Source organism: Agromyces salentinus, from assembly GCF_009749395.1.
GTDB classification, from domain to species: domain Bacteria; phylum Actinomycetota; class Actinomycetes; order Actinomycetales; family Microbacteriaceae; genus Agromyces; species Agromyces salentinus.
In genome coordinates this window covers 198836-221985 of record NZ_WBIR01000005.1, presented here as the reverse complement: position 1 = coordinate 221985, position 23150 = coordinate 198836, and the positions used below count along the sequence as shown (strand labels likewise).

General features: G+C 71.6%; 20 protein-coding genes. 10 read left to right on the top strand and 10 right to left on the bottom strand.

The window, feature by feature from the left end; all coding sequences use genetic code 11:
* The first annotated feature begins 157 nt into the window (after nt 1-157).
* Nucleotides 158-2539: an adenylyl cyclase gene (locus GQQ95_RS06815; protein WP_212275327.1), complete on the top strand. Its 2382-nt coding sequence runs from the start codon at nt 158-160 to the stop codon at nt 2537-2539.
* An 84-nt stretch (nt 2540-2623) separates the two neighbouring features.
* On the opposite strand, the gene GQQ95_RS06810 is transcribed toward GQQ95_RS06815, so the two are convergent.
* The gene (locus tag GQQ95_RS06810) at nt 2624-3406 is read right to left on the bottom strand and encodes an ABC transporter permease (protein WP_157426898.1); all 783 of its coding nucleotides are present in this window, start codon (nt 3404-3406) and stop codon (nt 2624-2626) included.
* A gap of 210 nt (nt 3407-3616) precedes the next feature.
* Nucleotides 3617-4630, bottom strand: a complete 1014-nt coding sequence (locus GQQ95_RS06805) for an ATP-binding cassette domain-containing protein (protein WP_212275325.1) — start codon at nt 4628-4630, stop codon at nt 3617-3619.
* Nucleotides 4631-4690: 60 nt separating this feature from the next.
* Here GQQ95_RS06805 and GQQ95_RS06800 point away from each other — a divergent pair, with 60 nt between their 5' ends.
* Together GQQ95_RS06800 and GQQ95_RS06795 are read left to right on the top strand one after the other, a co-directional pair.
* Complete coding sequence (locus GQQ95_RS06800; RefSeq protein WP_157426897.1) at nt 4691-5680, top strand: helix-turn-helix transcriptional regulator; 990 nt, start codon at nt 4691-4693, stop codon at nt 5678-5680.
* 50 nt (nt 5681-5730) lie between these two features.
* A complete protein-coding gene (locus tag GQQ95_RS06795; RefSeq protein ID WP_157426896.1) occupies nt 5731-6150 on the top strand; it encodes a VOC family protein in 420 nt (139 codons plus the stop codon).
* 93 nt (nt 6151-6243) lie between these two features.
* On the opposite strand, the gene GQQ95_RS06790 is transcribed toward GQQ95_RS06795, so the two are convergent.
* Together GQQ95_RS06790 and GQQ95_RS06785 are read right to left on the bottom strand one after the other, a co-directional pair.
* The gene (locus GQQ95_RS06790) at nt 6244-6639 is read right to left on the bottom strand and encodes an META domain-containing protein (RefSeq protein ID WP_157426895.1); all 396 of its coding nucleotides are present in this window, start codon (nt 6637-6639) and stop codon (nt 6244-6246) included.
* Nucleotides 6640-6777: 138 nt separating this feature from the next.
* Nucleotides 6778-7791 (bottom strand): LysR family transcriptional regulator, encoded by a 1014-nt coding sequence (locus GQQ95_RS06785; RefSeq protein ID WP_157426894.1) that lies wholly within the window; start codon nt 7789-7791, stop codon nt 6778-6780.
* 156 nt (nt 7792-7947) lie between these two features.
* Between GQQ95_RS06785 and GQQ95_RS06780 the strand changes: the two genes are divergently transcribed.
* Nucleotides 7948-11580, top strand: a complete 3633-nt coding sequence (locus GQQ95_RS06780; protein WP_157426893.1) for a proline dehydrogenase family protein — start codon at nt 7948-7950, stop codon at nt 11578-11580.
* Between the two features lie 196 nt (nt 11581-11776).
* On the opposite strand, the gene GQQ95_RS06775 is transcribed toward GQQ95_RS06780, so the two are convergent.
* Complete coding sequence (locus GQQ95_RS06775; protein WP_157426892.1) at nt 11777-12277, bottom strand: ATP-dependent zinc protease family protein; 501 nt, start codon at nt 12275-12277, stop codon at nt 11777-11779.
* A 17-nt stretch (nt 12278-12294) separates the two neighbouring features.
* Here GQQ95_RS06775 and GQQ95_RS06770 point away from each other — a divergent pair, with 17 nt between their 5' ends.
* A complete protein-coding gene (locus GQQ95_RS06770; RefSeq protein WP_157426891.1) occupies nt 12295-13485 on the top strand; it encodes a RimK family alpha-L-glutamate ligase in 1191 nt (396 codons plus the stop codon).
* A 24-nt stretch (nt 13486-13509) separates the two neighbouring features.
* Here the strand turns inward: GQQ95_RS06770 and GQQ95_RS06765 are convergent, their stop codons facing one another.
* Nucleotides 13510-13893 carry a GntR family transcriptional regulator gene (locus tag GQQ95_RS06765; RefSeq protein WP_157426890.1) on the bottom strand — a complete coding sequence of 128 codons (384 nt, stop codon included), beginning with the start codon at nt 13891-13893 and terminating at the stop codon, nt 13510-13512.
* Nucleotides 13894-13895: 2 nt separating this feature from the next.
* Nucleotides 13896-14333: an Lrp/AsnC family transcriptional regulator gene (locus tag GQQ95_RS06760; protein ID WP_157426889.1), complete on the bottom strand. Its 438-nt coding sequence runs from the start codon at nt 14331-14333 to the stop codon at nt 13896-13898.
* A 240-nt stretch (nt 14334-14573) separates the two neighbouring features.
* Between GQQ95_RS06760 and ggt the strand changes: the two genes are divergently transcribed.
* Both ggt and GQQ95_RS06750 read left to right on the top strand, forming a co-directional pair.
* Nucleotides 14574-16472 (top strand): gamma-glutamyltransferase, encoded by a 1899-nt coding sequence (gene ggt / locus GQQ95_RS06755; RefSeq protein ID WP_246205223.1) that lies wholly within the window; start codon nt 14574-14576, stop codon nt 16470-16472.
* Between the two features lie 56 nt (nt 16473-16528).
* On the top strand, nt 16529-17329 hold the full coding sequence (locus tag GQQ95_RS06750; RefSeq protein WP_157426888.1) for an LLM class F420-dependent oxidoreductase: 801 nt from the start codon (nt 16529-16531) through the stop codon (nt 17327-17329).
* A gap of 43 nt (nt 17330-17372) precedes the next feature.
* On the opposite strand, the gene GQQ95_RS06745 is transcribed toward GQQ95_RS06750, so the two are convergent.
* Together GQQ95_RS06745 and GQQ95_RS06740 are read right to left on the bottom strand one after the other, a co-directional pair.
* Nucleotides 17373-18176 carry a hypothetical protein gene (locus GQQ95_RS06745; protein WP_157426887.1) on the bottom strand — a complete coding sequence of 268 codons (804 nt, stop codon included), beginning with the start codon at nt 18174-18176 and terminating at the stop codon, nt 17373-17375.
* Between the two features lie 188 nt (nt 18177-18364).
* Nucleotides 18365-19198, bottom strand: a complete 834-nt coding sequence (locus GQQ95_RS06740; RefSeq protein ID WP_157426886.1) for an alpha/beta fold hydrolase — start codon at nt 19196-19198, stop codon at nt 18365-18367.
* 126 nt (nt 19199-19324) lie between these two features.
* On the opposite strand from GQQ95_RS06740, the gene GQQ95_RS19430 reads away from it, so the two are divergent.
* Entirely contained in the window at nt 19325-19822 is a 498-nt protein-coding gene (locus GQQ95_RS19430) for a CGNR zinc finger domain-containing protein (RefSeq protein WP_212275323.1), read from the top strand.
* Nucleotides 19823-19862: 40 nt separating this feature from the next.
* On the opposite strand, the gene GQQ95_RS06730 is transcribed toward GQQ95_RS19430, so the two are convergent.
* Nucleotides 19863-20603, bottom strand: a complete 741-nt coding sequence (locus tag GQQ95_RS06730) for a DUF4097 family beta strand repeat-containing protein (RefSeq protein WP_170296997.1) — start codon at nt 20601-20603, stop codon at nt 19863-19865.
* Nucleotides 20604-20759: 156 nt separating this feature from the next.
* Between GQQ95_RS06730 and GQQ95_RS06725 the strand changes: the two genes are divergently transcribed.
* Both GQQ95_RS06725 and GQQ95_RS06720 read left to right on the top strand, forming a co-directional pair.
* The gene (locus GQQ95_RS06725; protein WP_157426884.1) at nt 20760-22274 is read left to right on the top strand and encodes a peptide MFS transporter; all 1515 of its coding nucleotides are present in this window, start codon (nt 20760-20762) and stop codon (nt 22272-22274) included.
* Between the two features lie 87 nt (nt 22275-22361).
* Nucleotides 22362-23129, top strand: coding sequence for a polyprenol monophosphomannose synthase (locus GQQ95_RS06720; protein ID WP_157426883.1), 768 nt, complete (start codon nt 22362-22364; stop codon nt 23127-23129).
* Nucleotides 23130-23150 lie beyond the last annotated feature (21 nt).

Here is a 23150-nt window from a genome sequence, read left to right as displayed (position 1 = left end):
GCAATGGATCCACCGGTCGATCGCGGGGCACCGCCGACCGCCGTTCAAAGGAGAACATGTGACGACGCAACGAACGCGTCGCGCCGGGGTCGCCGGCGTGACACGACGAATCGGATCGGGTGTCGCGATCGCGGCCCTGGTCGCAGGAGGAGTGACCGTGACGGCGACCGCCGCCGCTGCAGCCGAACCCGACTTCGGGCCCAACGTGACCATCTTCGACGAGACCTGGTCCGTCGACGACATCAACACCGCGCTCATGGCGGCCTCGCAGGAGGAGGAGTTCAGCGCCGACCGCCACCAGTTCTTCTTCAAGCCCGGCACCTACGGCAGCGCCGCGGGGCAGGACGACCCGGCGACCGCCACCGGCATCGTGAACTCCGAGCTCGGCTACTACCAGGCCGTCGCCGGCCTCGGCGCGTCGCCCGACGATGTCACCATCAACGGGGCGATCCACGTCGAGCCCGTGCGCCAGTGCGAGGCGAACCCGTGGGACTGCCAGCAGCCCGGCTCCCTCACGAGGTTCTGGCGCTCGCTCAGCAACGTCGCGATCAACCCGATCCAGCGACCCGTCGGCGTCGACGCCACCCGGCCGTTCCCGAGCGGCGTGACCGACCCGCACCAGATGCGGTTCGCGGTCTCGCAGGCCGCCCCGCTGCGCCGCGTGCACATCCAGGGCGACCTGACCCTCTTCGGCCGCGTCGGCGAGTACGCCTCCGGTGGCTACCTCGCGAACTCGAAGGTCGACGGCGAGATCGTCACGGGTTCGCAGCAGCAGTGGTTCACGCGCAACTCCACCGTCGGCACGTGGGACGGCGGCGTCTGGAACATGGTGTTCTCCGGCGTCGAGGGCGCACCGGCGCAGGACTTCGGACCGCTGCCCGGCGGCGGCGCCGGCAACAAGACCGTCGTCGACGAGACGCCGATCAACCGCGAGTCCCCGTTCCTCTACCTCGACGGCGAGGACTACAAGGTGTTCGTGCCGGCGGCGAAGGCCGACACGCGCGGCCACGACTGGTCGACGGATGCCGCCGACGGCGAGAGCCTCGACCTCTCCGAGTTCTTCATCGCCAAGCCCGGCGACACCGCCGCCGAGCTCAACTCCGCGCTCGCGAGCGGCCTCAACCTGCTCGTCACGCCCGGCGTGTACGAACTCGACGAGGCCCTGCAGGTCGACGAGGCGGGCACCGTCGTGCTCGGACTCGGCTACGCGTCGCTCGTGCCCACCGCAGGCAACGCGGCCATCGAGGTCGCGGATGTCGCGGGCGTCAAGATCGCCGGCCTCACGGTCGACGCGGGCACCACGAACTCCGACGTGCTCGTGAAGGTCGGCCCGACCGGGGCATCCGTCTCGGACGCCGCCGACCCGACCACCCTGACCGACGTGTTCATCCGCATCGGCGGGCCGTGGGCGGGCAAGGCCACGACCTCGATCGAGGTCAACAGCCCGAACACGCTGCTCGACCACATCTGGGCCTGGCGGGCCGATCACGGCGCGGGCGTCGCCTGGGACTCGAACACGGGTGACCACGGCCTCGTCGTGAACGGCGACGACGTCACCGCGCTCGGCCTGTTCGTCGAGCACTACCAGAAGAACCAGGTCGTCTGGAACGGCGACGGCGGGCGCACGATCTTCTACCAGAGCGAGATCCCGTACGACCCGCCGACCCAGGCGGCGTACATGGACGGCGACCGGCTCGGCTACGCGTCGTACCGCGTCGGCGACGGCGTGACCTCGCACCTGGCGCAGGGTCTCGGCGTCTACTCGTTCTTCGACCAGACGATCAACGGCGGCCAGGACATCCGCGTCGAGAGCGGCATCCAGACGCCGAAGTCGGCGGACGTGCGGTTCGAGTCGATGACGAGCGTGTTCCTGAACGGCACGGGCGGCATCAACCACATCGTCAACGATGCAGGCGCGCCCGCGGTGGGCTCGTTCGCCTCGCCGCAGCTCGTGTCCTACCCGCCGGCCGACACGACGGCCCCGAGCGTCGCCATCGCCGCGGACCCGGGTGCGCCCGGCCCCGGCGGCACCTACACGTCGAAGGTCGTGCTCACGATCAGCGGCAGCGACGACTACACGCCGCCGCCCGCGCTCGAGGCGAAGGTGGACGCCGGCGCCTGGACGGCCGTCAGCGGCCCGATCGAGGTCGGCGACGGCACCCACACCGTGCTCGCCCGGGCCACGGATGCCGCGGGCAACCTCTCGGCCGAGGCATCCTGGACCGGCACGGTCGCGATCGTCGTCGTGCCCGACGTGCCGCTCGAGGTGAAGGCGCACACGCAGTGCCTCGACGAGAAGGCGTACATCGTCGTCTCGGCGGTGAACGGGGCGGCGCTGGCCGCCGACATCCGCCTGACCACCGCAGAGGGCACGGTGAAGTTCACCAAGGTCGCCCCCGGCGCCACGGTGACCTACCTGTGGAAGGTCGGCAAGAAGGTCGCCGACGGCACGGCGACCGTCTCCGGCTACACGTGGAAGGACGGGGTCGGCAAGTACTCGACCTACCCCGCGCCGTACTCGGGCAGCACCTGCACGTAGCGCGCTGACCGGGTCGCGTGCGGCCCGGCGCGCTGACGAGGGCGAGCGGATGTCGCATCCGCTCGCCCTTCGTCATGCGGCCGGTCAGCGGGCCCGGCGCATCGACCGCACGCCGACGATCACGCCGATCGCGCAGGTCGCCGCGGCCGCGATGACGCCGCCGAACACGCTCGGATCGGCGAAGTCCCCGCCGAGCAGCGCCCGCTCGGCGTCGACGAGGTAGCTGAGCGGGTTGATCGCCGCGGCGACCTGCATCCACTCGGGCCCGTCCTCGAGGGGGAGGAGCATGCCCGACAGGATCATGAGGGGGAACAGCAGCGTCTGGTGCACCATCCAGAACATCCAGTCGCGGTTGCGGCACGCGAGCGCGAGCGCGTAGCTCAACGCGCCGAAGCCGATGCCGAACACGGCGAGCACGGCGAGGCCGGCGACGAGCCCGGGGACGTCGACTCGGAAGCCGAACGGGACCGCGACGAGCACGACGATCGTGCCCTGGATGACGAGCGGCACGACCTCCTTCAGGGCTCGGCCGACGAGCAGTGCGCTTCGCGAGAGCGGGGCCACGAGGGTGCGCTCGTGCGAGCCCGTCTGCATCTCGAAGAGCAGGTTCGCGCCGGTCGAGGCGGTGCCGAACAGCGCGACCATGACGAGGATGCCCGGCACGAACCACTGCAGCGTGCCGGCCACGTCGCCGCCGGACGCGCCGATGAGCAGCGGGCCGAACAGCCCGAGGAAGACGAGCGGCTGCACGAGCGAGAAGACCACGCTGAACGGGTCGCGCACGAGCGGGCGCGACTCTCGCACGAACACCGCAGCGGTGTCGCGGACGAAGCCCGTCGGGCGGGCGGTGGCGTCGATGGTGGACATGAGGATGCTCCTTCGTGTTTCTGTGGACAGGCGGTCGAGGGCGGGAACGGCCGTTCGTGCCTGTGCTGGAGGTCGAGACGGCGTGTCCGCCTGTTTTCGGAATGGTGCCGGTGGTGCGGTGGTGCGGGTGGTGCGGTGGCGCGGTGGGGCGGGCGGGCCGGCCCGGTCGCGGGTGCGCGGGTGCGCGGGCGGGCGCGCGGGGGTGGTGGGTCAGGCGGCGACCGTGGCGGAATGCGCGTCGGCACCCTCCGCCTCGGCGGGCTGGGCGTGCGCGGCCTCCTCGCGGAGGCTCCGGCCGGTGAGCGCCAGGAACACGTCGTCGAGGGTCGGCTGGCGGTGCGTCGCGCCGACGACCTCGAGGTCGACGTCGCCGAGCTCGCGGATCCACCGCGGCAGCGCGCGCGACCCGTCGCGCTCGACCACGGCGACGGTGCGGGCATCGCCCGGCTCCACCTCGCCGCCGATCCGGGCGGCGGCGACCGCGGCATCCGTCGCCGTCGCGAAGGACAGCGTCACGCGGTCGCCCGCGAGCGAGGACTTGAGCGCGGTCGCGGTGTCGTCGGCGATCACGGCGCCGTGGTCCATGACCATGACGCGCTCGGCGAGCTGGTCGGCCTCGTCCAGGTAGTGGGTGGTGAGGAAGATCGTCGTGCCGGTCGCCCGACGCAGGTCGACGATGTGCTCCCAGAGGTTGGCCCGGCTGTGCGGGTCGAGGCCCGTCGACGGCTCGTCGAGGAAGAGCAGCGCGGGGCGGTGGATGAGCCCGAGCGCGATGTCGAGGCGCCGCTTCTGGCCGCCCGACAGTGCCTGCACCGTGCGACCGGCGACCTGGCCGAGCTCGAGCGACTCGATGAGCTCATCGGCGCGCACCCGCGTCTCGCGGCGACCGAGGCCGTAGAACGCGCCCTGCGCGAGGAGCTCGTCGCGCACGCGCTGGGTGTGCCCGGCGGAGTTGCCCTGGCCCACGTAGCCGATGCGGCGGCGCACGCCGGCGGCATCCGACCGGATGTCGCATCCGGCCACCGTCGCCTCGCCGGCGCTCGGCGGCAGCAGCGTGGTCAGCATGCGGAGGGTCGTGGATTTGCCCGCGCCGTTCGGGCCGAGGAACGCGACGAGCTCGCCCTCGGCGACGGCGAGGTCGAGCGGACGGACGGCCTCGACGGCCTGCCCCTTGGAGCGGAACGTCTTCGTGAGGCCCTGTGCGGTGATCATCTGATTCGTCATACCCGCAGTCTCCTCGGCAATGCGGTCAGTTTCCGTCCGGTATCGCGAGAGACTGGGAACATGGCCGCGACCACCTCCAGGACCCTCGAACTGCTCTCCCTACTGCAGAGCCACCGGCACTGGACCGCGCGCGAACTCGTCGATCGGCTCGGCGTGAGCGATCGCACGCTGCGCCGCGACGTCGAGCGGCTGCGCGACCTCGGGTACGGGATCGAGTCGCTGCGGGGCAGCGCCGGCGGCTACCGGCTCGAGGCCGGGACCGGCCTGCCGCCGCTGCTGCTCAGCGACGACGAGGGCGTCGCGATCGCCGTGGGCCTGCGCTCGCAGGCGACGGCCGGCCTCCGCGGCGCGGAGCACACGACGCTCAGCGCGCTCGCGAAGATCGAGCAGGTCCTGCCGGCCGCCCTCCGCCGTCGCATCGAGGCGTTGCAGTCGCACGCCGCCGTGGGCACGGGCGGCGTCGGATCGGCACGCTCGGCGCGCCCGTCACCCGAGATCGACTCCGAGCTGCTCGGCCTGCTCGCGCTGGCCTGCCGCGACGCCGAGCGCCTGCGGTTCCGGTACACGGATGCCGCAGGCGAGGCATCCGCTCGGGTCGTGGAGCCGTACCGACTCGTGCCCGTGGCGCGACGCTGGTACCTGCTCGCCTTCGACCGCGACCGCGACGACTGGCGAACCTTCCGGCTGGACCGCATGGGCGACGTCTTCCAGACCCGGGTGCACTTCGAGGCCCAGCCCATGACCGACGAGGTCGCGCGCGAGCGTGTCGAGCGGGCGCTGCGATGGCGCGACCGCGGCGTGTCCGCCCGCGTGATCGTCGCGATGCCGAAGGACGAGCTCGTCGCGTACCTCGGCTGGTACGGGCGCGACGTCGTCGCCGTCGACGAGGCGCAGTGCGCGTGGCCTCTCGCGGCCGACACGGTCGAGAACCTCGTGATGGCGCTCATGTGGTTGCCGCGCGGCGCGGCGTACCGCATCGACGGCCCGCCCGAGGTGCACGCCTTCCTCGCCGAGCAGGCCGAGCGGTTCGCCGCGGCCGCTCGCGCCTGACGAGCGGAGCGCGGGTGGCGGATGTCGGCGCCACACGGTTCCATGGCCGCATGGACATCTCCTTCGTCGCCGGCTTCGGCCCCATCGGCACCTCCGACTCCGCCTCGCTCGACTTCTGGCGTGGCGCCCTCGGCATCGCATTCCACGAGAACGCGCCGGGCTACTTCCACACCGACGACCTGCGGGGCGTCAAGACGTTCGCGATCTGGCCGCTGAGCCAGGCCGCCGAGGCGACGTTCGGCACGCCCGAATGGCCGGGCTCGCTGCCGACGCCGCAGGCCTGGATCGAGTTCGACGTCGCGTCGCCTGCGGCGGTGGCCGATGCGGTCGACGAGCTGCGCGCGGCCGGGCACGAGATCCTCGTGGGCGCGCACGACGAACCGTGGGGGCAGACCACCTCACGCCTCATGAGTCCCGAGGGGCTGCTCGTCGGGGTCAGCTACACGCCCTGGATGCACGAACAGGCCTGACGCCGCGGCATCCCTCGCGTTCGCCGAGCCGTGCTCGAGTCTGCCCGAGTCTTCTCGAACGCGCCCTGCGCCGACGCCGTCGGGCCGGCCGGCTCAGTCGGACTCGCGCTGCAACGTGCCGATCTCGGAGCCGTCGGTGCCGAGCACGGTCATGGTGTCGTCGGCGATCGTCGCCTGGCTGAGGTCCATGAGCCAGGTGTCGACGTCCTCGCACGCCATGCGCGTCGAGGCGACATCCTCGAACTGCACGTGATCGGCCTCGTCGATGCTCCACGAGCCGCTCAGCTGGTTGCAGCCGTCGGTTCCGCTGAAGCTGCCGTCGTCGTCGAGTTCGAGCGACGGCGCGGTCGTGTCGGAGGAGTCACCCCACTCGCCCGACGGATCCTCGGAGCCCCCTCGGGCCGAGCCCTCCTCGCCGGCGCAGCCGGAGAGGAGCATCAGGCCGAGGACGGCACCGGCGGCGAACACGGTCTTTCGAATCCCACCCATGGTCGCAGGCTAGACCCGCAGGCCGCCGGGGCGCCAGCATTTCGAGGCTGCGCCGGTGGGCGACGCCCCGTCGGTGACACCCGGTCGGCGGTCGGCGGCACCCCGTCGCGCTCGGCGGGCGGCACTCGGCGTTCGCGCTCAGCGCTCGGCCGGCGTCGCGGTGGCCTTGGCCGCGCGCTCGAGCGCGTCGCGGCAGGCGACCACGGCCGGTCTCGCGGCGGCGGCGAGTCGGGTCGAGGTGAAGACCTCGCGCTGCGGATGCCCCGGCAGGTCGACGAGGGCGACGCTCGGCGCCTCGCCGGCCCAGACGAGGTCGGGCAGGAGCCCCACGGCGTTGCCCGTGCGGATGAGGCGGATGTGCGCCATCAGGTCGGCCGTCTCGAACCGCACGTCGGGCTCGAACCCGGCCTCGCGGCAGAGCTCCTCGGCCCAGTCGCGCGAGGCGGTGCCCTTCGGCTCGAGCACCCACGGCATCCCACTGGCCGCCTCGAGCGCCGCCCGGGGGTCGGGAGGTCGTGCGAATCGCTCGTTCGGGCTCGGAGTGCCGACCGTTCGAGCGACATCCCGGGCTTCAGGGCTGGAACGGCCGCGTGACGAGGAGGCGGGACCCCGCGACGGATGCGGCGGCAGCGCGAGCCTGATCGCGTCGGCCGCCAGGTGCACGCGGTCGAGGTCCTCCCGATGCGCGCGGGTGTGCGCCGGGTACTGCTCGGCGATGACGAGGTCGAAGTCGCGGGCCGCGACCTCGAAGAGCCCGGCGTCGGGCTCGCGCTCGGTCACCTCGACGCGCAGGGTGGGATGTTCCGCACGCAGCAGCGTGAGCGCCTGCGGCACCATGGCGTGGGCCGCCGACTGGAAGACGGCGATGCGCACCGTTCCGCCCACATCGGTGAGCGAGCGCGCGACATCCGCCTCGGCCTCCTCGAGCCGGTCGAGGACGGCACGGGCATGCCCGACGAGGAGCTCCGCCTGCGGCGTGAGCTGCACGCGCCGGCCCACCTGGACGAGGAGTCGCACGCCCACCTCGCGCTCGAGCTGGCTGAGTTGCTGCGACACGGATGACGGGCTGTACGCGAGCGCCTCGGCGACCGCCGCGAGCGTTCCGCGCTGGCTCAGCTCGACCAGCAGTCGCAGGCGTCGCACGTCGAGCATGGGTAGGCCTCCGGCATCCGTCGATCGTTCGGTTTCTCTGAACAGTATCCGTCAGATTCATTCGCTTTACCGATGTGAGGTCGAGCCGCACACTTAACCCCGACAGGCGCAGCGATCCCCGGAGCGCCCGAAGCAAAGGACACTACCCTCGTGACCATGTCGGACCCCGTCACGCTCGCCGCGCCCACCACAGACCGGGTCGTCGCCCTCGTGCGACGCTGGCTCGTCGAGAGCGCCGAGCATCCCACCGAAGTCTCCGCCGAGCGGCTCGCGGGCGTGCTGAAGGACCCGAACGGGCTCGCCTTCACGGTCGGCTTCGTCGACGGCGTCATGCGCCCCGAGGACCTCGGCGTCGCCGGGCGCAACCTCGCGAAGGTGGCCCAGCTCACCCCGAAGTTCCTGCCCTGGTACCTGCGGGCCGCCATCCGCGTCGGCGGCGTCGTCGCGCCCGTGCTGCCGTGGATCGTCGTGCCCATCGCGCGCCGCGTGCTGCGGGCCATGGTCGGGCACCTCGTGCTCGACGCGACGCCCGCCAAGCTCGGGCCCGCCATCTCGCACCTGCGCGAATCCGGCAACCGCCTGAACCTGAACCTGCTCGGCGAGGCCGTGCTCGGCGAGGACGAGGCCGACCGTCGCCTGCGCGGCACGACCGAGTTCCTCGCGCGCGACGACGTCGACTACGTCTCGATCAAGGTCTCGAGCGTCGTGAGCCAGCTCTCGATGTGGTCGTTCGACGAGGCCGTCGCGAAGGTCGTCGCCAAGCTCACGTCCCTGTACGAGCTCGCGGCCCAGAACGAGGCGAGGGGCAAGGCGAAGTTCATCAACCTCGACATGGAGGAGTACCGCGACCTCGACCTGACCATCGCGGTGTTCACGGCACTGCTCGACCAGCCGCAGCTGAAGGACCTCGAGGCCGGCATCGTCCTCCAGACTTACCTGCCCGACGCGCTCGGTGCGATGCAGCACCTGAACGCGTGGGCGACCGAGCGCCGCGCGCAGGGCGGCGCGCCCATCAAGGTGCGCGTCGTCAAGGGCGCGAACCTCGCCATGGAGCACGTCGACGCCGCCGTGCATGGCTGGCCGCTCGCGACCTACGACACCAAGCAGGACTCCGACACCAACTACAAGCGCGTGCTGCGCTGGTCGATGACCCCCGAGCGCACGGACGCCGTGAAGCTCGGCATCGCCGGTCACAACCTCTTCGACGTCGCCGACGCCTGGGTCACCGCGGTCGACCGCGGGGTCACCGACCGCATCGAGTTCGAGATGCTGCTCGGCATGGCCACCGGACAGGCCGAGGCCGTTCGCGGCGACGTCGGCAACCTGCTCCTCTACACGCCCGTCGTGAACCCCAGCGAGTTCGACGTGGCGATCGCGTACCTCGTGCGCCGCCTCGAGGAGAACGCCAGCCAGGAGAACTTCATGTCGGCGGTATTCGACCTCGCCGCGAGCGAGCCGCTCTTCGATCGCGAGATGCGCCGCTACCTCGCCTCGCTCGCCGCGCTCGAGGCCGAGCCCGCGCCGCCCGCCCCGAACCGCACGCAGAACCGCCGCACCGAGTGGACCGAGGAGTCCTTCGCCGCGGCCATGGAGCCCAAGAGCGCGCCGGCGCCCGGCAGCGAGCACGGCGTCGACGAGTCGCTCACGAGCGTCGTGCTCGGTATCCGTCGCGGCAGCCTCGGCGACGGATCGGGCGTGCTCGACGGCGCCACCGAGCTCGACGACGCCCCGGCGCCGGCCGGATCGGGCGTGACCCCGGGCTTCCGCAACGAGCCCGACACCGATCCCGCGCTCGCCGCGAACCGGGAGTGGGGCCGCCGCATCCTCGCGAAGGTCCCCGGGTCCCGGCTCGGCATCGACACGGTCGAGTCGGCCGCCATCTCGGATGCCGCGACCCTCGACCACGTCATCTCGGTCGCCGCCGAACGCGGCCGCGCCTGGGGCGAGCTGTCCGGCGACGAGCGCGCCGCCGTGCTGCACCGTGCGGGCCTCGCGCTCGCCGCGAACCGCGACCGCCTCATCGAGGTCATGGCCGCCGAGACCGGGAAGACCATCGCGGAGGCCGACCCCGAGATCAGCGAGGCCATCGACTTCGCGCACTACTACGCCGAGCGCGCCCGCGAGCTCGACCACGTGCAGGGCGCCGAGTTCGTGCCGTCCAAGGTCACCGTCGTGACCCCGCCGTGGAACTTCCCGGTCGCGATCCCCGCGGGCGGCGTGCTCGCCGCGCTCGCCGCGGGCTCGGCCGTCATCATCAAGCCCGCCAAGCTCGCGCAGCGCTCGGGCGCGGTCATGGTCGAGGCCCTGTGGGAGGCCGGCATCCCGCGCGACCTGCTCGTGCTCGTCGACCTGACGCAGCGCGAGCTCGGCAGCCGCCTGGTGACCCACCGCGACGTCGACCGGGTCATCCTGACGGGTGCGTACGAGACGGCGAAGCTGTTCCGGTCGTTCCGCCCCGACCTGCCCCTGCTGGCCGAGACGAGCGGCAAGAACGCGATCATCGTCACGCCCTCGGCCGACCTCGACCTCGCGGCATCCGACGTCGTGAAGAGCGCGTTCGGACATGCCGGCCAGAAGTGCTCGGCCGCGTCGCTCGTGATCCTCGTCGGGTCGGTCGCGAAGTCCGAGCGCTTCCGGCGTCAGCTCGTCGACGCCACGATGTCGCTGAAGGTCGGCTATCCCGAGGACGCCACCAGCCAGATGGGTCCGCTCGTCGAGCCCGCGAACGGCAAGCTCGAGCATGCCCTCACGCAGCTCGGCATCGGCGAGGAGTGGCTCGTCGAGCCGAAGCGCCTCGACGACACCGGTCGCCTCTGGTCGCCCGGCGTGCGCACCGGCGTCACGGCCGGCTCGTACTTCCACCTGACCGAGTTCTTCGGCCCCGTGCTCGGCATCATGCACGCGAAGGACCTCGACGAGGCGATCCGCATGCAGAACGCGGTCGACTACGGCCTCACGGCGGGCCTGCATTCCCTCGACTCCGACGAGGTCGCGACCTGGCTCGACCAGGTGGAGGCCGGCAACCTCTACGTCAACCGCGGCATCACCGGTGCCATCGTGCAGCGCCAGCCGTTCGGCGGCTGGAAGCGCTCGGCCGTCGGCGCCGGCTCGAAGGCCGGCGGACCGAACTACCTGTTCGGGCTCGGCGAGTGGATGCCGCGACACGACGTCACGTCGGAGTCGCTGCACCTGCGCGGGCTCGAGAAGCGCGTCTCCGAGCTCATCGAGGCGTCGCAGTCCTCGATCGACTTCGAGTCGTTCGAGGTCCTGCGCCGCTCCGCGCTGTCCGACCAGATCGCCTGGGCCGAGGAGTACGGCACGGTCAAGGACGTCTCGGGCGTCGGCGTGGAGCGCAACGTGTTCCGTTACCGGGCGCTGCCCGTGGCGGTGCGCATCGGCGAGGCGGCGACGCTCGCCGAGGGCCTCCGGGTCATCGCGGCCGGCGTGCTCGCCAACGCTCCGCTCACGGTCTCGACCGCGCACGAGCTGCCCAAGCGCGTGCGCCAGCTCCTCGGGGCGAAGGGCGTCGACGTGGTCCGAGAGGGCGACGCCGCGTGGCTGACGCGAGTGTCCAAGCACGGCGTGGGCGCCTCGCGCGTGCGCCTGGTCGGCGGCGACCCGTCCGGCCTCGCGGTCGCGCTCGACGGCACGCCGGATGTCGCGGTGTGGTCCCACCCCGTCACCCCGTCGGGTCGCGTCGAGCTCCTCCCGTTCCTGCACGAGCAGGCGATCTCGATCACGAACCACCGCTTCGGCAACCCGACGACGATCACCGACGGCGTCATCTGACGCGTCGCCCGCGGAGCGTATCGAGTCCCTGGTCGTCCCGGGGTCTCGGTACGCTCCTTCGTCACTACTCGACCGCCGGGGCGTGTGCCGGTGGTCGCACCTCGACCGCCGGGGGTGCGCCCGGTGGTCGCACCTCGACCGCCGGGGCGTGTGCCGGTGGCCGCACCTCGACCGCCGGGGCGTGTGCCGGTGGTCGCTACTCGATCGCCGGGGTGCGCCCGCGGTTCTGGCGGCGGATGACGCGGGGCGCGCGTCCGCCGAGGAAGGACTCGCCCGCGGCGACGAGGAACCCGTTGCGCAGCGCCTCGCGGCCGATGAGCATGCGGAAGCCCATCTCGTCGCGGTTGCTGAGGGTGACCTCGGCCTCGACCTCGCGGCCGAGCAGCACGATGTCCATGAGCACGACGATGCGCTCCTCGGAGTGGCCAGACGAGCTGCGGACCTGACGTCGGTCGCGCACCCTCGATTCGACGACGACCGCGTCGTCGTCGGAGTTCTGCCAGGGCCGCACGCCGAAGCGCACCCAGGCCTCGCCGTCGCGTTCGAACTCGTCGATGTCGAACGCGTGCAGCGACGAGGTGCGGGCTCCGGTGTCGAGCTTCACCTTGATCCACTCGACGCCGATCGCGGGAAGGCTCGCCCACTCGCGCCATCCTGCGATGGTGCTTGAATGGTCTGGCTCTCTCACTCGAACCATCATGGCAGGGGCCGACCTTGAAACTTGCGATTCTCTCGCGTGCCCCGCAGGCGTACTCGACCCAACGACTCCGTGCTGCGGCGCTGCAGCGCGGGCACCGGGTCAAGGTGCTGAACACCCTGCGGTTCGCGATCGACCTCACGGGCCCCGATCCCGACCTGCAGTACCGCGGCCGGCAGTTGAGCGACTACGACGCGATCCTGCCGCGCATCGGCAACTCGATCACGTACTTCGGCACCGCGGTCGTCCGCCAGTTCGAGCAGATGGATGTCTACACGCCGAACACCGCGAACGGCATCACGAACGCGCGGGACAAGCTCCGCGCCAACCAGATCCTCTCGCGCCACAACATCGGCATGCCCGCGACGGCGTTCGTGCGCGACCGCGCCGACGTGCGCCCGGCGATCGAGCGGGTCGGCGGCGCACCCGTGGTCATCAAGCTCCTCGAGGGCACCCAGGGCATCGGCGTCATCCTCGCGCCGCAGGTCAAGGTCGCCGAGGCGATCATCGAGACGCTGCACTCGACGAAGCAGAACGTGCTGATCCAGCGGTTCATCGCCGAGAGCCGCGGCCGCGACATCCGTGCGCTCGTGGTCGGCGACCGCGTGGTGGCGGCCATGCGCCGTGTCGCGAGCGGCGACGAGTTCCGCTCGAACGTGCACCGCGGCGGCACCGTCGAGCCCGTCGAGCTCGACCCCGAGTACGAGCTCGCCGCCGTGCGCTCGGCGCAGATCATGGGCCTCAAGGTCGCGGGCGTCGACATGCTCGAGGGCAACGACGGCCCGCTCGTCATGGAGGTGAACTCGTCGCCGGGCCTGCAGGGCATCGAGACGGCGACGAACCTCGACGTCGCCGGCGCGATCATCGACTACATGGCCAACCAGGTCGCGTTCCCCGAGATCGACGTGCGCCAGCGACTCACGGTCTCGACGGGCTACGGCGTGGCCGAGCTGCTCGTGCACGGCAACGCCGACCTGGTGGGCAAGCCGCTCCGGGAGTCGGGGCTCGCCGACCGCGACATCAGCGTGCTGACCCTGCACCGCGGCGCCAACGTGGTGCCGAACCCGCGCGGCAGCGTCGTGCTCGAGTCGGGCGACCGGCTGCTCTGCTTCGGACGCCTCGAGGAGATGCGCTCGATGATCCCCGAGCGCCGCAAGCGTCGTGCCAAGGTGCGCCGCCTGCCGAAGGAGCCGATCCCCGAGGGGTGAGCCGATGGCGCTCCGCCGCTCGGCTCACCGCTTCGCGCGGAGCGCCGCCTCGACGAGCGCGAGAGCGTCGGCGTCGGCGAGGCCGAGATGGTGCGCCCGATCGGCGTAGACGATCGCCGCCTCCTGCGCCTCACGGGTGGCCGCATCTCCGGTCGCCGCGACGAAGGTGCCCGCGCGTCCACGGGTCTCGATGACGTGGTCGGCCTCGAGCGCGCGGTACGCCTTGGCGACCGTGTTGACGGCGAGGTCCAGTTGCGCCGCCAGGGCGCGCACGGTGGGCATCCGCGTGCCGGGGGAGAGCGTGCCGTCGGAGACGCCGTCGACGACCTGGCGCCGAACCTGCTCGAAGGGCGGTGCGGATGCCTCGGCGTCGATGGTGAACGCGGGCCCCGCCGCGGCATCCGTCATCGTCAGTCCCTGCTGCGGTTGACCAGCCGGGAAAGCACGATCGCGCTTCGGGTGTGATCGACGTTGGGGGCGACGCGCACGCGCTCGAGCGCGTCCTCGAGCGAGGCGATGTCGCGCGCGCGGATCTGCACGATCGCGTCGGCGCTGCCGGTAACGGTGCCCGCGTAGATGACCTCGGGCACGCCCTGGAGGATGCGCTGCAGTTCGTCGGGCGCGACGGTGCCGCGGCAGAACAGCTCGACGTAGGCCTCGGTCGACATGCCGTCGACTGCGGGGTCGACCTGGATGGTGAACGAGCGGATGACGCCGTCGGCGACGAGCCGGTCGACGCGTCGCTTGACGGCCGATGCCGAGAGGCCGACGGAGGACCCGATGTCGCCGTAGCCGGCGCGGGCGTTCTGCCGGAGGAGGTCGAGGATGGCGCGATCGAGGTTGTCCATCCTCGGAGTGTACGACGATCGGTTGCGTGAGAATACCCCTTGACGCGCGAAAGTTGCGCGAGCGCCGAGGGTCGCTCACCTGCGAGGGTTGATCGCGGCCCGCAGCGGTGCACGAGACCCTCGGAGCGCCGGGCCGAGAAGCCTTCCATGGCCGCAGACGCCCCGCAACCCCTGGCGCCGTGCGGATGCCGCGGCGTAGCGTAACCGCATCGGCCAGTGTCATGTTTCGAGGGGGACTCCATGCACCAGATGGCGACGCGTCGCGCACTCACGTTCTCGATCGCGGCGGTCGCCGTCGCCGGCCTGCTGGCCGTCGGGGCTCCGGCCACGGCGGCACCGCCGTCGGCTCCGGCCACGAACGCCGACGCGCGATCCGGCGCGACGGCGGGCGCGGCATCCGCTGGGTCCCGATGGTCGCCGCAACCGCAGGCGACCTCGGTCGGGTCCGGCGGAGCCGTCTCCTCCGTCGACGCGGTCGCCAGCCGCATCGGCCTCGAGGTGCTGCGACACGGCGGCAACGCGGCCGATGCCGCCGTCGCCACCGCCGCGGCGCTCGGGGTCACGGAGCCCTACAGCGCCGGCATCGGCGGCGGCGGGTACTTCGTGCACTTCGACGCGAAGACCGGCGAGGTCGCCACGATCGACGGACGCGAGACCGCCCCGGCCGCGATGCCGACCGACGCGTTCATCGACCCGGCGACCGGGCAGCCCTACCGGTTCACGCCCGAGCTCGTCTCGTCCGGCGTCTCGGTCGGCGTGCCCGGCACGCTCGCGACCTGGGAGGCGGCGCTCGACCGGTTCGGCTCGAAGCGGCTGCCGAAGATGCTCGCGCCGGCGATCGCGGTCGCCGCGGCGGGATTCACGGTCGACGAGACGTTCCGCAGCCAGACGCTCGACAACAAGGCGCGGTTCGCGGCGTTCCCCGACACGGCGAAGCTCTTCCTGCCCGGCGGCGATGCCCCGGTCGTCGGCACGACCTTCCGCAATCCCGACCTCGCGAAGACGCTCGCGCTCATCGCCCTGCGCGGCACCGACGCCTTCTACGAGGGACGCCTGGCCCGCGAGATCGCGGACGTGGTGCAGAATCCCCGGAAGGACCCGGCGTCGCCGCTGCCGGCCCCGCCCGGCACGTTGACGGCGGCCGACCTCGCCGCCTACGAGGTCGTCGAGCAGGCGCCGACCCATGTCGAGTACCGCGGACTCGACGTCTACGGCATGGCGCCGAGCTCGTCGGGCGGCACCACGGTCGGCGAATCGCTGAACATCCTCGAGAACCACGACCTGTCGGGCGAGACCCCCGAGGCGAGCGCGCAGAGCCTGCACCTGTTCCTCGAGGCCACGGCCCGCGCCTTCGCCGACCGCAACGCCTACGTCGGCGACCCCGCCTTCGTCGACGTGCCGACCGAGACGCTGCTGAGCCAGGACTTCGCCGACGCCCGCGACTGCACCATCGACCCGTCCGCCGCCTCGGTCCGACCGGTCGCACCCGGCGCGTTGGACGCCGTCGGCTGCGCCACGGCGGATGCCGCGGAGCCGACCGACACCGAGAACGTGTCCACCACCCACCTCTCCGTCGTCGACAAGTGGGGCAACGCCGTCGCGTACACGCTCACGATCGAGCAGACCGGCGGATCGGCGATGACGGTGCCCGGCCGGGGGTTCCTGCTCAACAACGAGCTGACCGACTTCTCGACCGTGTACAACGAGGCCGACCCGAACCGCATCGAGCCCGGCAAGCGGCCGCGATCCTCGATGTCGCCGACGATCGTGCTCGACGGCGATGAGGTGCGGTACGTGCTCGGCTCCCCGGGCGGCGCGACGATCATCACGACCGTCACGCAGATCCTGCTCAACCGCATCGATCTCGGCATGACGCTGCCCGAAGCCGTGGCGGCCCCCCGTGCCTCGCAGCGCAACGCCGCGGTCACACCGGCCGAGCCGGAGTTCATCGACGCCTACGGCGGAGCGCTCGGCGCGTACGGCCACTCGTTCACGCCATCGGGCGACCGGTTCACGTCCGCCTCGCAGATCGGCGCCGCCGCGGCCATCGAGGTGGCCCCCGACGGCACGATGACGGCGGCCGCGGAGCCCGTGCGCCGCGGCGGGGGCACCGGGCTCGTGGTCCGGCCACGCCGGTGATGCGTCAATCCTGCCGAGGAGGCCGGGTGCGGCCCGCCAATGCCTAGGCTTGATGCATGAGCCCTACCTCTCCCGTGCGCCTCGGCATCCAGGTGCAGCCCCAGCACGCCCAGTACACCGCGATCCGCGACACGGTGCTCCGCCTCGAGGAGCTCGGCGCCGACATCGTCTTCAACTGGGACCACTTCTTCCCGCTCAGCGGCGACCGCGAGGGCCTGCACTTCGAGGCCTGGACGATGCTCGGGGCGTGGGCCGAGCAGACGGAGCGCCTCGAGTTCGGCACGCTCGTGAACTGCAACTCGTACCGCAACGCCGACCTGCAGGCCGACATGGCCCGCACGCTCGATCACATCAGCGCGAAGGGCGGCGAGGGCCGCTTCATCTTCGGCACGGGCTCCGGATGGTTCGAGCGCGACTACGACGAGTACGGCTACGAATTCGGCACGGTGGGCGGACGCCTGAACGCGCTCGCCGACGCCCTGCCGCGCATCGAGGCCCGCTGGGCGAAGCTCAACCCGGCGCCCACCCGCAAGATCCCGGTGATGATCGGCGGCAAGGGCGAGCAGAAGACGCTCCGCATCGTGGCCCAGCACGCCGACATCTGGCACTCCTTCGTGGCGCCCGACGAGCTCGGCCGCAAGCTCGACGTGCTCGCCAAGTGGGGCGACGAGGTCGGCCGCGACGTCTCGCAGATCACGGTGTCGAACGAGCTCTCCCGCGGCACCGCCGACCTCGAGCACGCCGACGCCCTGTACGACGCCGGAGTGCGCCTCTTCACGCTCGGCATCAGCGGACCCGACTACGACCTCACGGCCGTGCGCGAGTACCTCGCCTGGCGCGACGCGAAGAACGGCTGAGCCCCGCCGCTCGGATGCCGCCGCGGGGGCTGCTCCCGGAGGGCTACCCCTGGGGCGGCCCGAACGACAGCGAGCCGTCGGCCTTCCAGGTGACCAGGAACGACGTCAGCACGAAGCTCGTCGAGCCGTCGGCATCCGTCACCTCGCGCACGGCGGAGGCGTCGAGGGCGAGCCCGGCCTCCGGGAACAGGCCGTCCTCGGTGCAGGCGACCATGCCGGTCGCCTCGATGCCGGCGCCGGCGGGGGTCGTGACCGTCAGGCAGAGGTCGAGGTCGTCGCGGGAGGCGTACATCCGGACGCCCTCCTTCGTCGTGGCGAGCAGCCGGTACTCCGGGCTGCCGGTGGCCGCGTCGTACATGCTCAGCCCGTCGGGCACGTCGTCGGCCGTGAGTGGCCGGCTGAAGACCTCCGCCGCGCGGCTCTCGAGCGCGCGCGGCAGGGTGTCGAGGTACTCGGCGAGCGTTCGCGGGCCGTCGTACGGGGTTGCCGACGGCCCGACCGCGGGCGACTGCTCCCGCACTTGCGAAGCTCCGAGCTGCCATCCCGCGAGGAGGCCGACGACGAGGGTCGCCGCGCCCACGCCGATCACGAGCCGCAGCCACCGAAGACCGGCCGACGTGGGCGGCTCGCCGGGAGCGAGGGCTACCGTCGCGGCATCCGTGCCCGTGGGAGTCGCCGCGACGTGATCGTGCTCGACCGTCGGATCGCCGGGACCCGGTTCGCCGACGGATGCGGCCGCGCGTCGCGCGTCGAGCTCGCGCGCGGCATCCGCCCGTTCGGCCTCCGAGGAACCCGAGCCGAACGCGATGCGCTGCAGGCGGGCGAGGTCGTCGTCGGGTTCTGGCACGGCATCCTCCGTCACCCGGGGCGGCGGTGGCTTCGCGAACCGCTCCGGTCGTGTTCAGGATGCCCCAGCGGGGCGGCCGGGGCAATGGCGCGTGCCCGGCCGGATTCACCCACGACTGCTGCGAGACACGGCGAACGCCCCCGGACGTGCCGGGGGCGTTCGCCGTCGTGAGGGCCGACCGGCCCCGACTACTTGGCGAGGAAGGCTAGGAGGGCCTCGCTGACCTCGGCGCCGTGGGTCCAGAGCAGGCCGTGGGGGGCGCCCTCGATCTCGACGTAGTCGGCAGAGGGGAGGCGCTTGGCGAACTCGCGAGCCGTCGCGTCGATGGGGAGGATGCGGTCGGCCGTGCCGTGCAGGATGAGGGCCGGCACGTCGATCTTCTCGATGTCGCTGCGGAAGTCGGTCAGCCAGGACTGCACGACGGCGGAGGAGGCGAACCACGAGGCGCTCGCGGCGACGTTCCAGCTGGCGCGCACGGCGGCCTCGCTGATGCGGCTGCCGAGGGTCTCGTCGAGGTTGTAGAAGTTCTGGTAGAAGTCGTCGAACCAGGCGTAGCGGTCGGTGGTCGCGGCCTCGAAGATGCCGTCGAAGACCGTTGCGGGCACGCCGGTGGGGTTGTCGTCGGTCTGCAGCAGGAACGGCTCGAGCGATGCGAGGAAGCCCGCCTTCGCGACGCGCTCGCTGCCGTAGGTGCTGAGGTAGCGGCCGACTTCGCCGGTGCCCATCGAGAACCCGACGAGCACGACGTCGCGCAGGTCGAGGGTCTCGAGGATCACGTTGAGGTCGGCGGCGAACGTGTCGTAGTCGTAGCCGGTGGTCGGCTGGCTCGAGAGCCCGAACCCGCGGCGGTCGTAGGTGATGACGCGGTAGCCGGCGGAGAGGAGGGCGGCCGACTGCTTCTCCCACGAGCGGCCGTTCAGCGGGTAGCCGTGGATGAGCACGACGGGCTGGCCGCTGCCGTGGTCCTCGTAGAAGAGCTCGATGGGGGTGGTGTTCTCGGTTCCGACGGTGATGGTCGACATGTCCTGCTCCTCGTTGGGTTCTAACCGGCTTCCCCGGTTGAAGTGGTTATAACGAAACCATAGCGCCAGGATTCCAACTTGTCTAGTGCGCTAATATGGTTAGAAATATCAGCTGAATCGAGACCCATGACCGACTCCCTGCTCCTCGACCTCGTCAACTCGCGACTCGTCTACCCCGACGGCGTGCGCGACGAGCTCGACGACGACGCCGCGGCATCCGAGTGGCTGCGATCCCACGGGCTGAGCGGCACGGGCGACGAGGTCGGCGATGCGCGCGCGGCGCGTTCGGCGCTCGTGCCCTTCCTCAGGGGCGAAGCGGATGCCGCGCAACTCGAGCCCTGGGCCGGCGCGATGCGCAAGCGCGCCAGCCTTCGCGAGGATGGCCTCGACTGGGTCGACGAGATCGACCCCGCCCGAGTCGTGGGCGCCATGGCGATCGCCGAGTGGGCATCGCTCCAGACCGAGCATGGCTCCCGCATCCGGCCGTGCGCGGCCTCCGACTGCCAGCACTTCCTCATCGACGAGAGTCGTGCGAACGCGCGGAAGTGGCACTCCATGGAACTGTGCGGCAACCGCGAGAAGGCCCGGCGGCACTACGCGAAGTCGCGGCTCGCCGCCGACTGAGCGCCGCGGCGCCCACCCGGCGACTCCGACGACTCCGACGTCAGCGACCGGTGACGGTGATCGACCCGTTCGACGTCGCGAGGTCGAGCTCGAACTCGCCGTCGGAGTCCTCGTCGATGTCGACGTCGACCGAACCGTTCGAGGTGTCGGTCGTGACCCGGTACCCGGCCTCGCCGGTCGGCACGTCGAGGTCGATCGCGCCGTTCGAGGAGCGCGCGTGCACGTCCTGCGGGGCGGAGAGCCGCAGCTCGATGCCGCCGTTCGAGGTCGAGACCCGGATGCCGGCGCCGGCGAGGCCGCGACCCTCGATGCGCCCGTTGCTCGTCTCGGCCTCGACCGCGCCGGTGACGTCGTCGAGTCGGATGGCCCCGTTGCTCGTCGAGACGTCGACCTCGTTCACCCCGATGAGCCGGATCGCGCCGTTCGAGGTGTCCCCGCGCACGTCGACGCCCGCCGGCAGCTCGACCGTGTAGTCGATGGTGCAGTTGCGGCCGCACCCGCTCAGCACGAGCACGTCGTCGACGACCTCGGCCGTCGCGCCGACCGTTCGGTCGTCGCGGTACGAGACGGTGCGGGCCACCTCGATGCCGGTGGCGCCCTCGACCCCCTTCACGGTCACCCGCCCGTCGGGCTCGTCGATCTCGACCGTCCGCACCACGGCGTCGAGCGTCGCCGCGTCCCTGAACCGCTCGGGCGGCGACAGGAATCCGCACCCCCCGAGCAGCACGGCCACCGTCGCGACGACGACACCCGTCGCGATCGCCCGTCCTGCTCGACTCATCGTTCTCCCCCCGCGGGCGTGCGCCCTGTCCTCGACGGTAGCGACATCGCCGTGGCCGCCGCACGGGGGCATGCCCCCGGGTCCGCCGGGCCGAGCGGGGGCCGCGAGCCGGCCGATCGCTCGCGGCATCCGCCCGAGGAGGTCTAGGCTGCCCCCATGGGCAGCGGCATCGGACCTGCCTCGGGGGAGCACGGATCGGCCGAGCCGGTCGCCGTCGACGACGGGCGCGACACCTCGGGGGACCACGGCTTCTTCGGGCAGCCACGACCACTCGTGCACATCTTCGGCGTCGAGATGTGGGAGCGGTTCAGCTTCTACGGCATGCAGGGCATCCTGCTGCTCTACCTGTACTACACCGTCTCCGACGGCGGACTCGGCATGGACCAGGCCGCCGCGGCCGGCATCGTCGGCGCGTACGGCGGCGCCGTCTACCTCTCGACGATCCTCGGCGCGTGGATCGCCGACCGCCTGCTCGGCTCCGAGCGCGTGCTCTTCACCAGCGCCGTCGTGATCATGGCCGGGCACATCGCGCTCGCCGCGCTGCCCGGGTTCCTCGGGGTCGGCGTCGGGCTCGTGCTCGTGGCGTTCGGCTCGGGCGGCCTGAAGGCCAACGCCACGAGCGTGGTCGGCACCCTCTACTCCGAGCACGACCCGCGACGCGACGCCGGCTTCTCGCTCTTCTACCTCGGCATCAACCTCGGGGCGTTCCTCGGGCCGCTCATCACCGGACTCGTCCAGGAGACCTGGGGCTTCCACTGGGGCTTCGCCGTCGCCGCGGTCGGCATGGCGCTCGGCCTCATCCAGTACGCGTTCGGGCGCAAGGGCCTGCCGGCCGTGGCATCCGTCGTCCCGAACCCGCTGCCGCGCTCGCGCCGAGGGCTCGTGATCGGCGTCGCGATCGCCGCGGTGCTCGTCATCGTGGTGCTCGTGCTCACCGGGCTCGTGAACGCCGGCAACCTTGTCACCTGGGTGATCGGTGCCACGGTCGTCGCCGCGGTCTCGTACTTCGTGGTGATCCTGCGAAGCAGCCGCATCACCTCGACCGAGCGCAGCCGCGTCTACGCGTTCATCCCGCTGTTCATCGCCAGCGTCGCGTTCTGGTCGCTCTACCAGCAGCAGTTCACCGTGCTCACGATCTACGCCGACGAGCAGCTGAACCGCAGCATCTTCGGCTGGGAGATGCCGGTGCCGTGGGTGCAGTCGATCAACCCGATCTTCATCATCGTGCTCTCGGGGGTGTTCGCCGCGATCTGGACGAAGCTCGGCGATCGCCAGCCGTCGACGCCCATCAAGTTCGCCCTCGGCACGGCGCTCATGGGCGTCGCGTTCCTGCTGTTCCTGCCGTTCGCCGGCGGGGGCGCGAACTCGACGCCGCTGCTCTGGATGGTGCTGATCCTGTTCGTGTTCACCGTCGCCGAGCTGCTGCTCTCGCCCGTCGGCCTGTCGGTGGCCACGAAGCTGGCGCCAGGGGTGTTCCACACCCAGATGGTGGCGCTGTTCTTCCTCTCGGTCGCGCTCGGCTCGTCCATCGCCGGACTGCTGGCCGGCTTCTACACGGTCGTGAACGAGGCGACCTACTTCGGCGTGCTCGGCGCCATCGCGATCGTGCTCGGTGCGGGCCTGTGGCTCGGCCGCAAGCCGGTGCTGCGCCTCATGGCGGGCGTGCGCTGACCGCGGTGCGCCGAGGTCAACGGCCCCTGAGAACTGCGCAGGGCTCCGCCCGGTTAAGATTGGCGAGCACGCACGAGGGGAGTACGGATGTCGCGCGCCCTCGTCGTGATCCCGACGTACAACGAACGCGAGAACATCGCCGAGACCGTCGCCCGGGTCAGGGCCGCCGTTCCCGACGCCTCCGTGGTCGTGGTCGACGACAGCTCGCCCGACGGGACGGGCTACATCGCCGAGGGCCTCGCGGCCGATGACGGCGCCGTGCACGTGCTGCATCGCACCGCGAAGGACGGCCTCGGGGCCGCGTACCTCGCCGCGTTCGCCTGGGCGCTCGAGCGCGGCTTCGACCCGATCGTGCAACTCGACGCCGACGGCTCGCACCTGCCCGAGCAGCTTCACTCCCTGCTCGGCGCCCTCGAGATGCCGGATGCCGCGGGCCGGCGCGTCGACCTCGTGATCGGGTCACGGTGGATCCCTGGCGGCCGCATCGAGAACTGGCCGAGGTATCGCGAGCTCCTCTCCCGGTGGGGCAGCGCCTACGCGCGCACCATCCTCCGTCTGCCGATCCGCGATGTCACCGCCGGGTACCGGGCGTTCCGGGCGTCGGCGTTGCGCGCCATCCGCCTCGAGGACGTGCACACGCGCGGCTACGGCTTCCAGGTCGACATGCTCTGGCACGCGAGCCAGTCCGGGCTCGTCGTCGTCGAGGTGCCCATCACGTTCGTGGAGCGGGCCCGTGGCCGCTCGAAGATGAGCCCGATGATCATCGTCGAGGCGATGCTCAGGGTGACCGGATGGGGCATCGCCGGGCTGTTCCGTCGCCGTCCCGCATCATCCGGACGATTCGTCGGGTCCTGACGACGAACGGTCGGGCGGTGC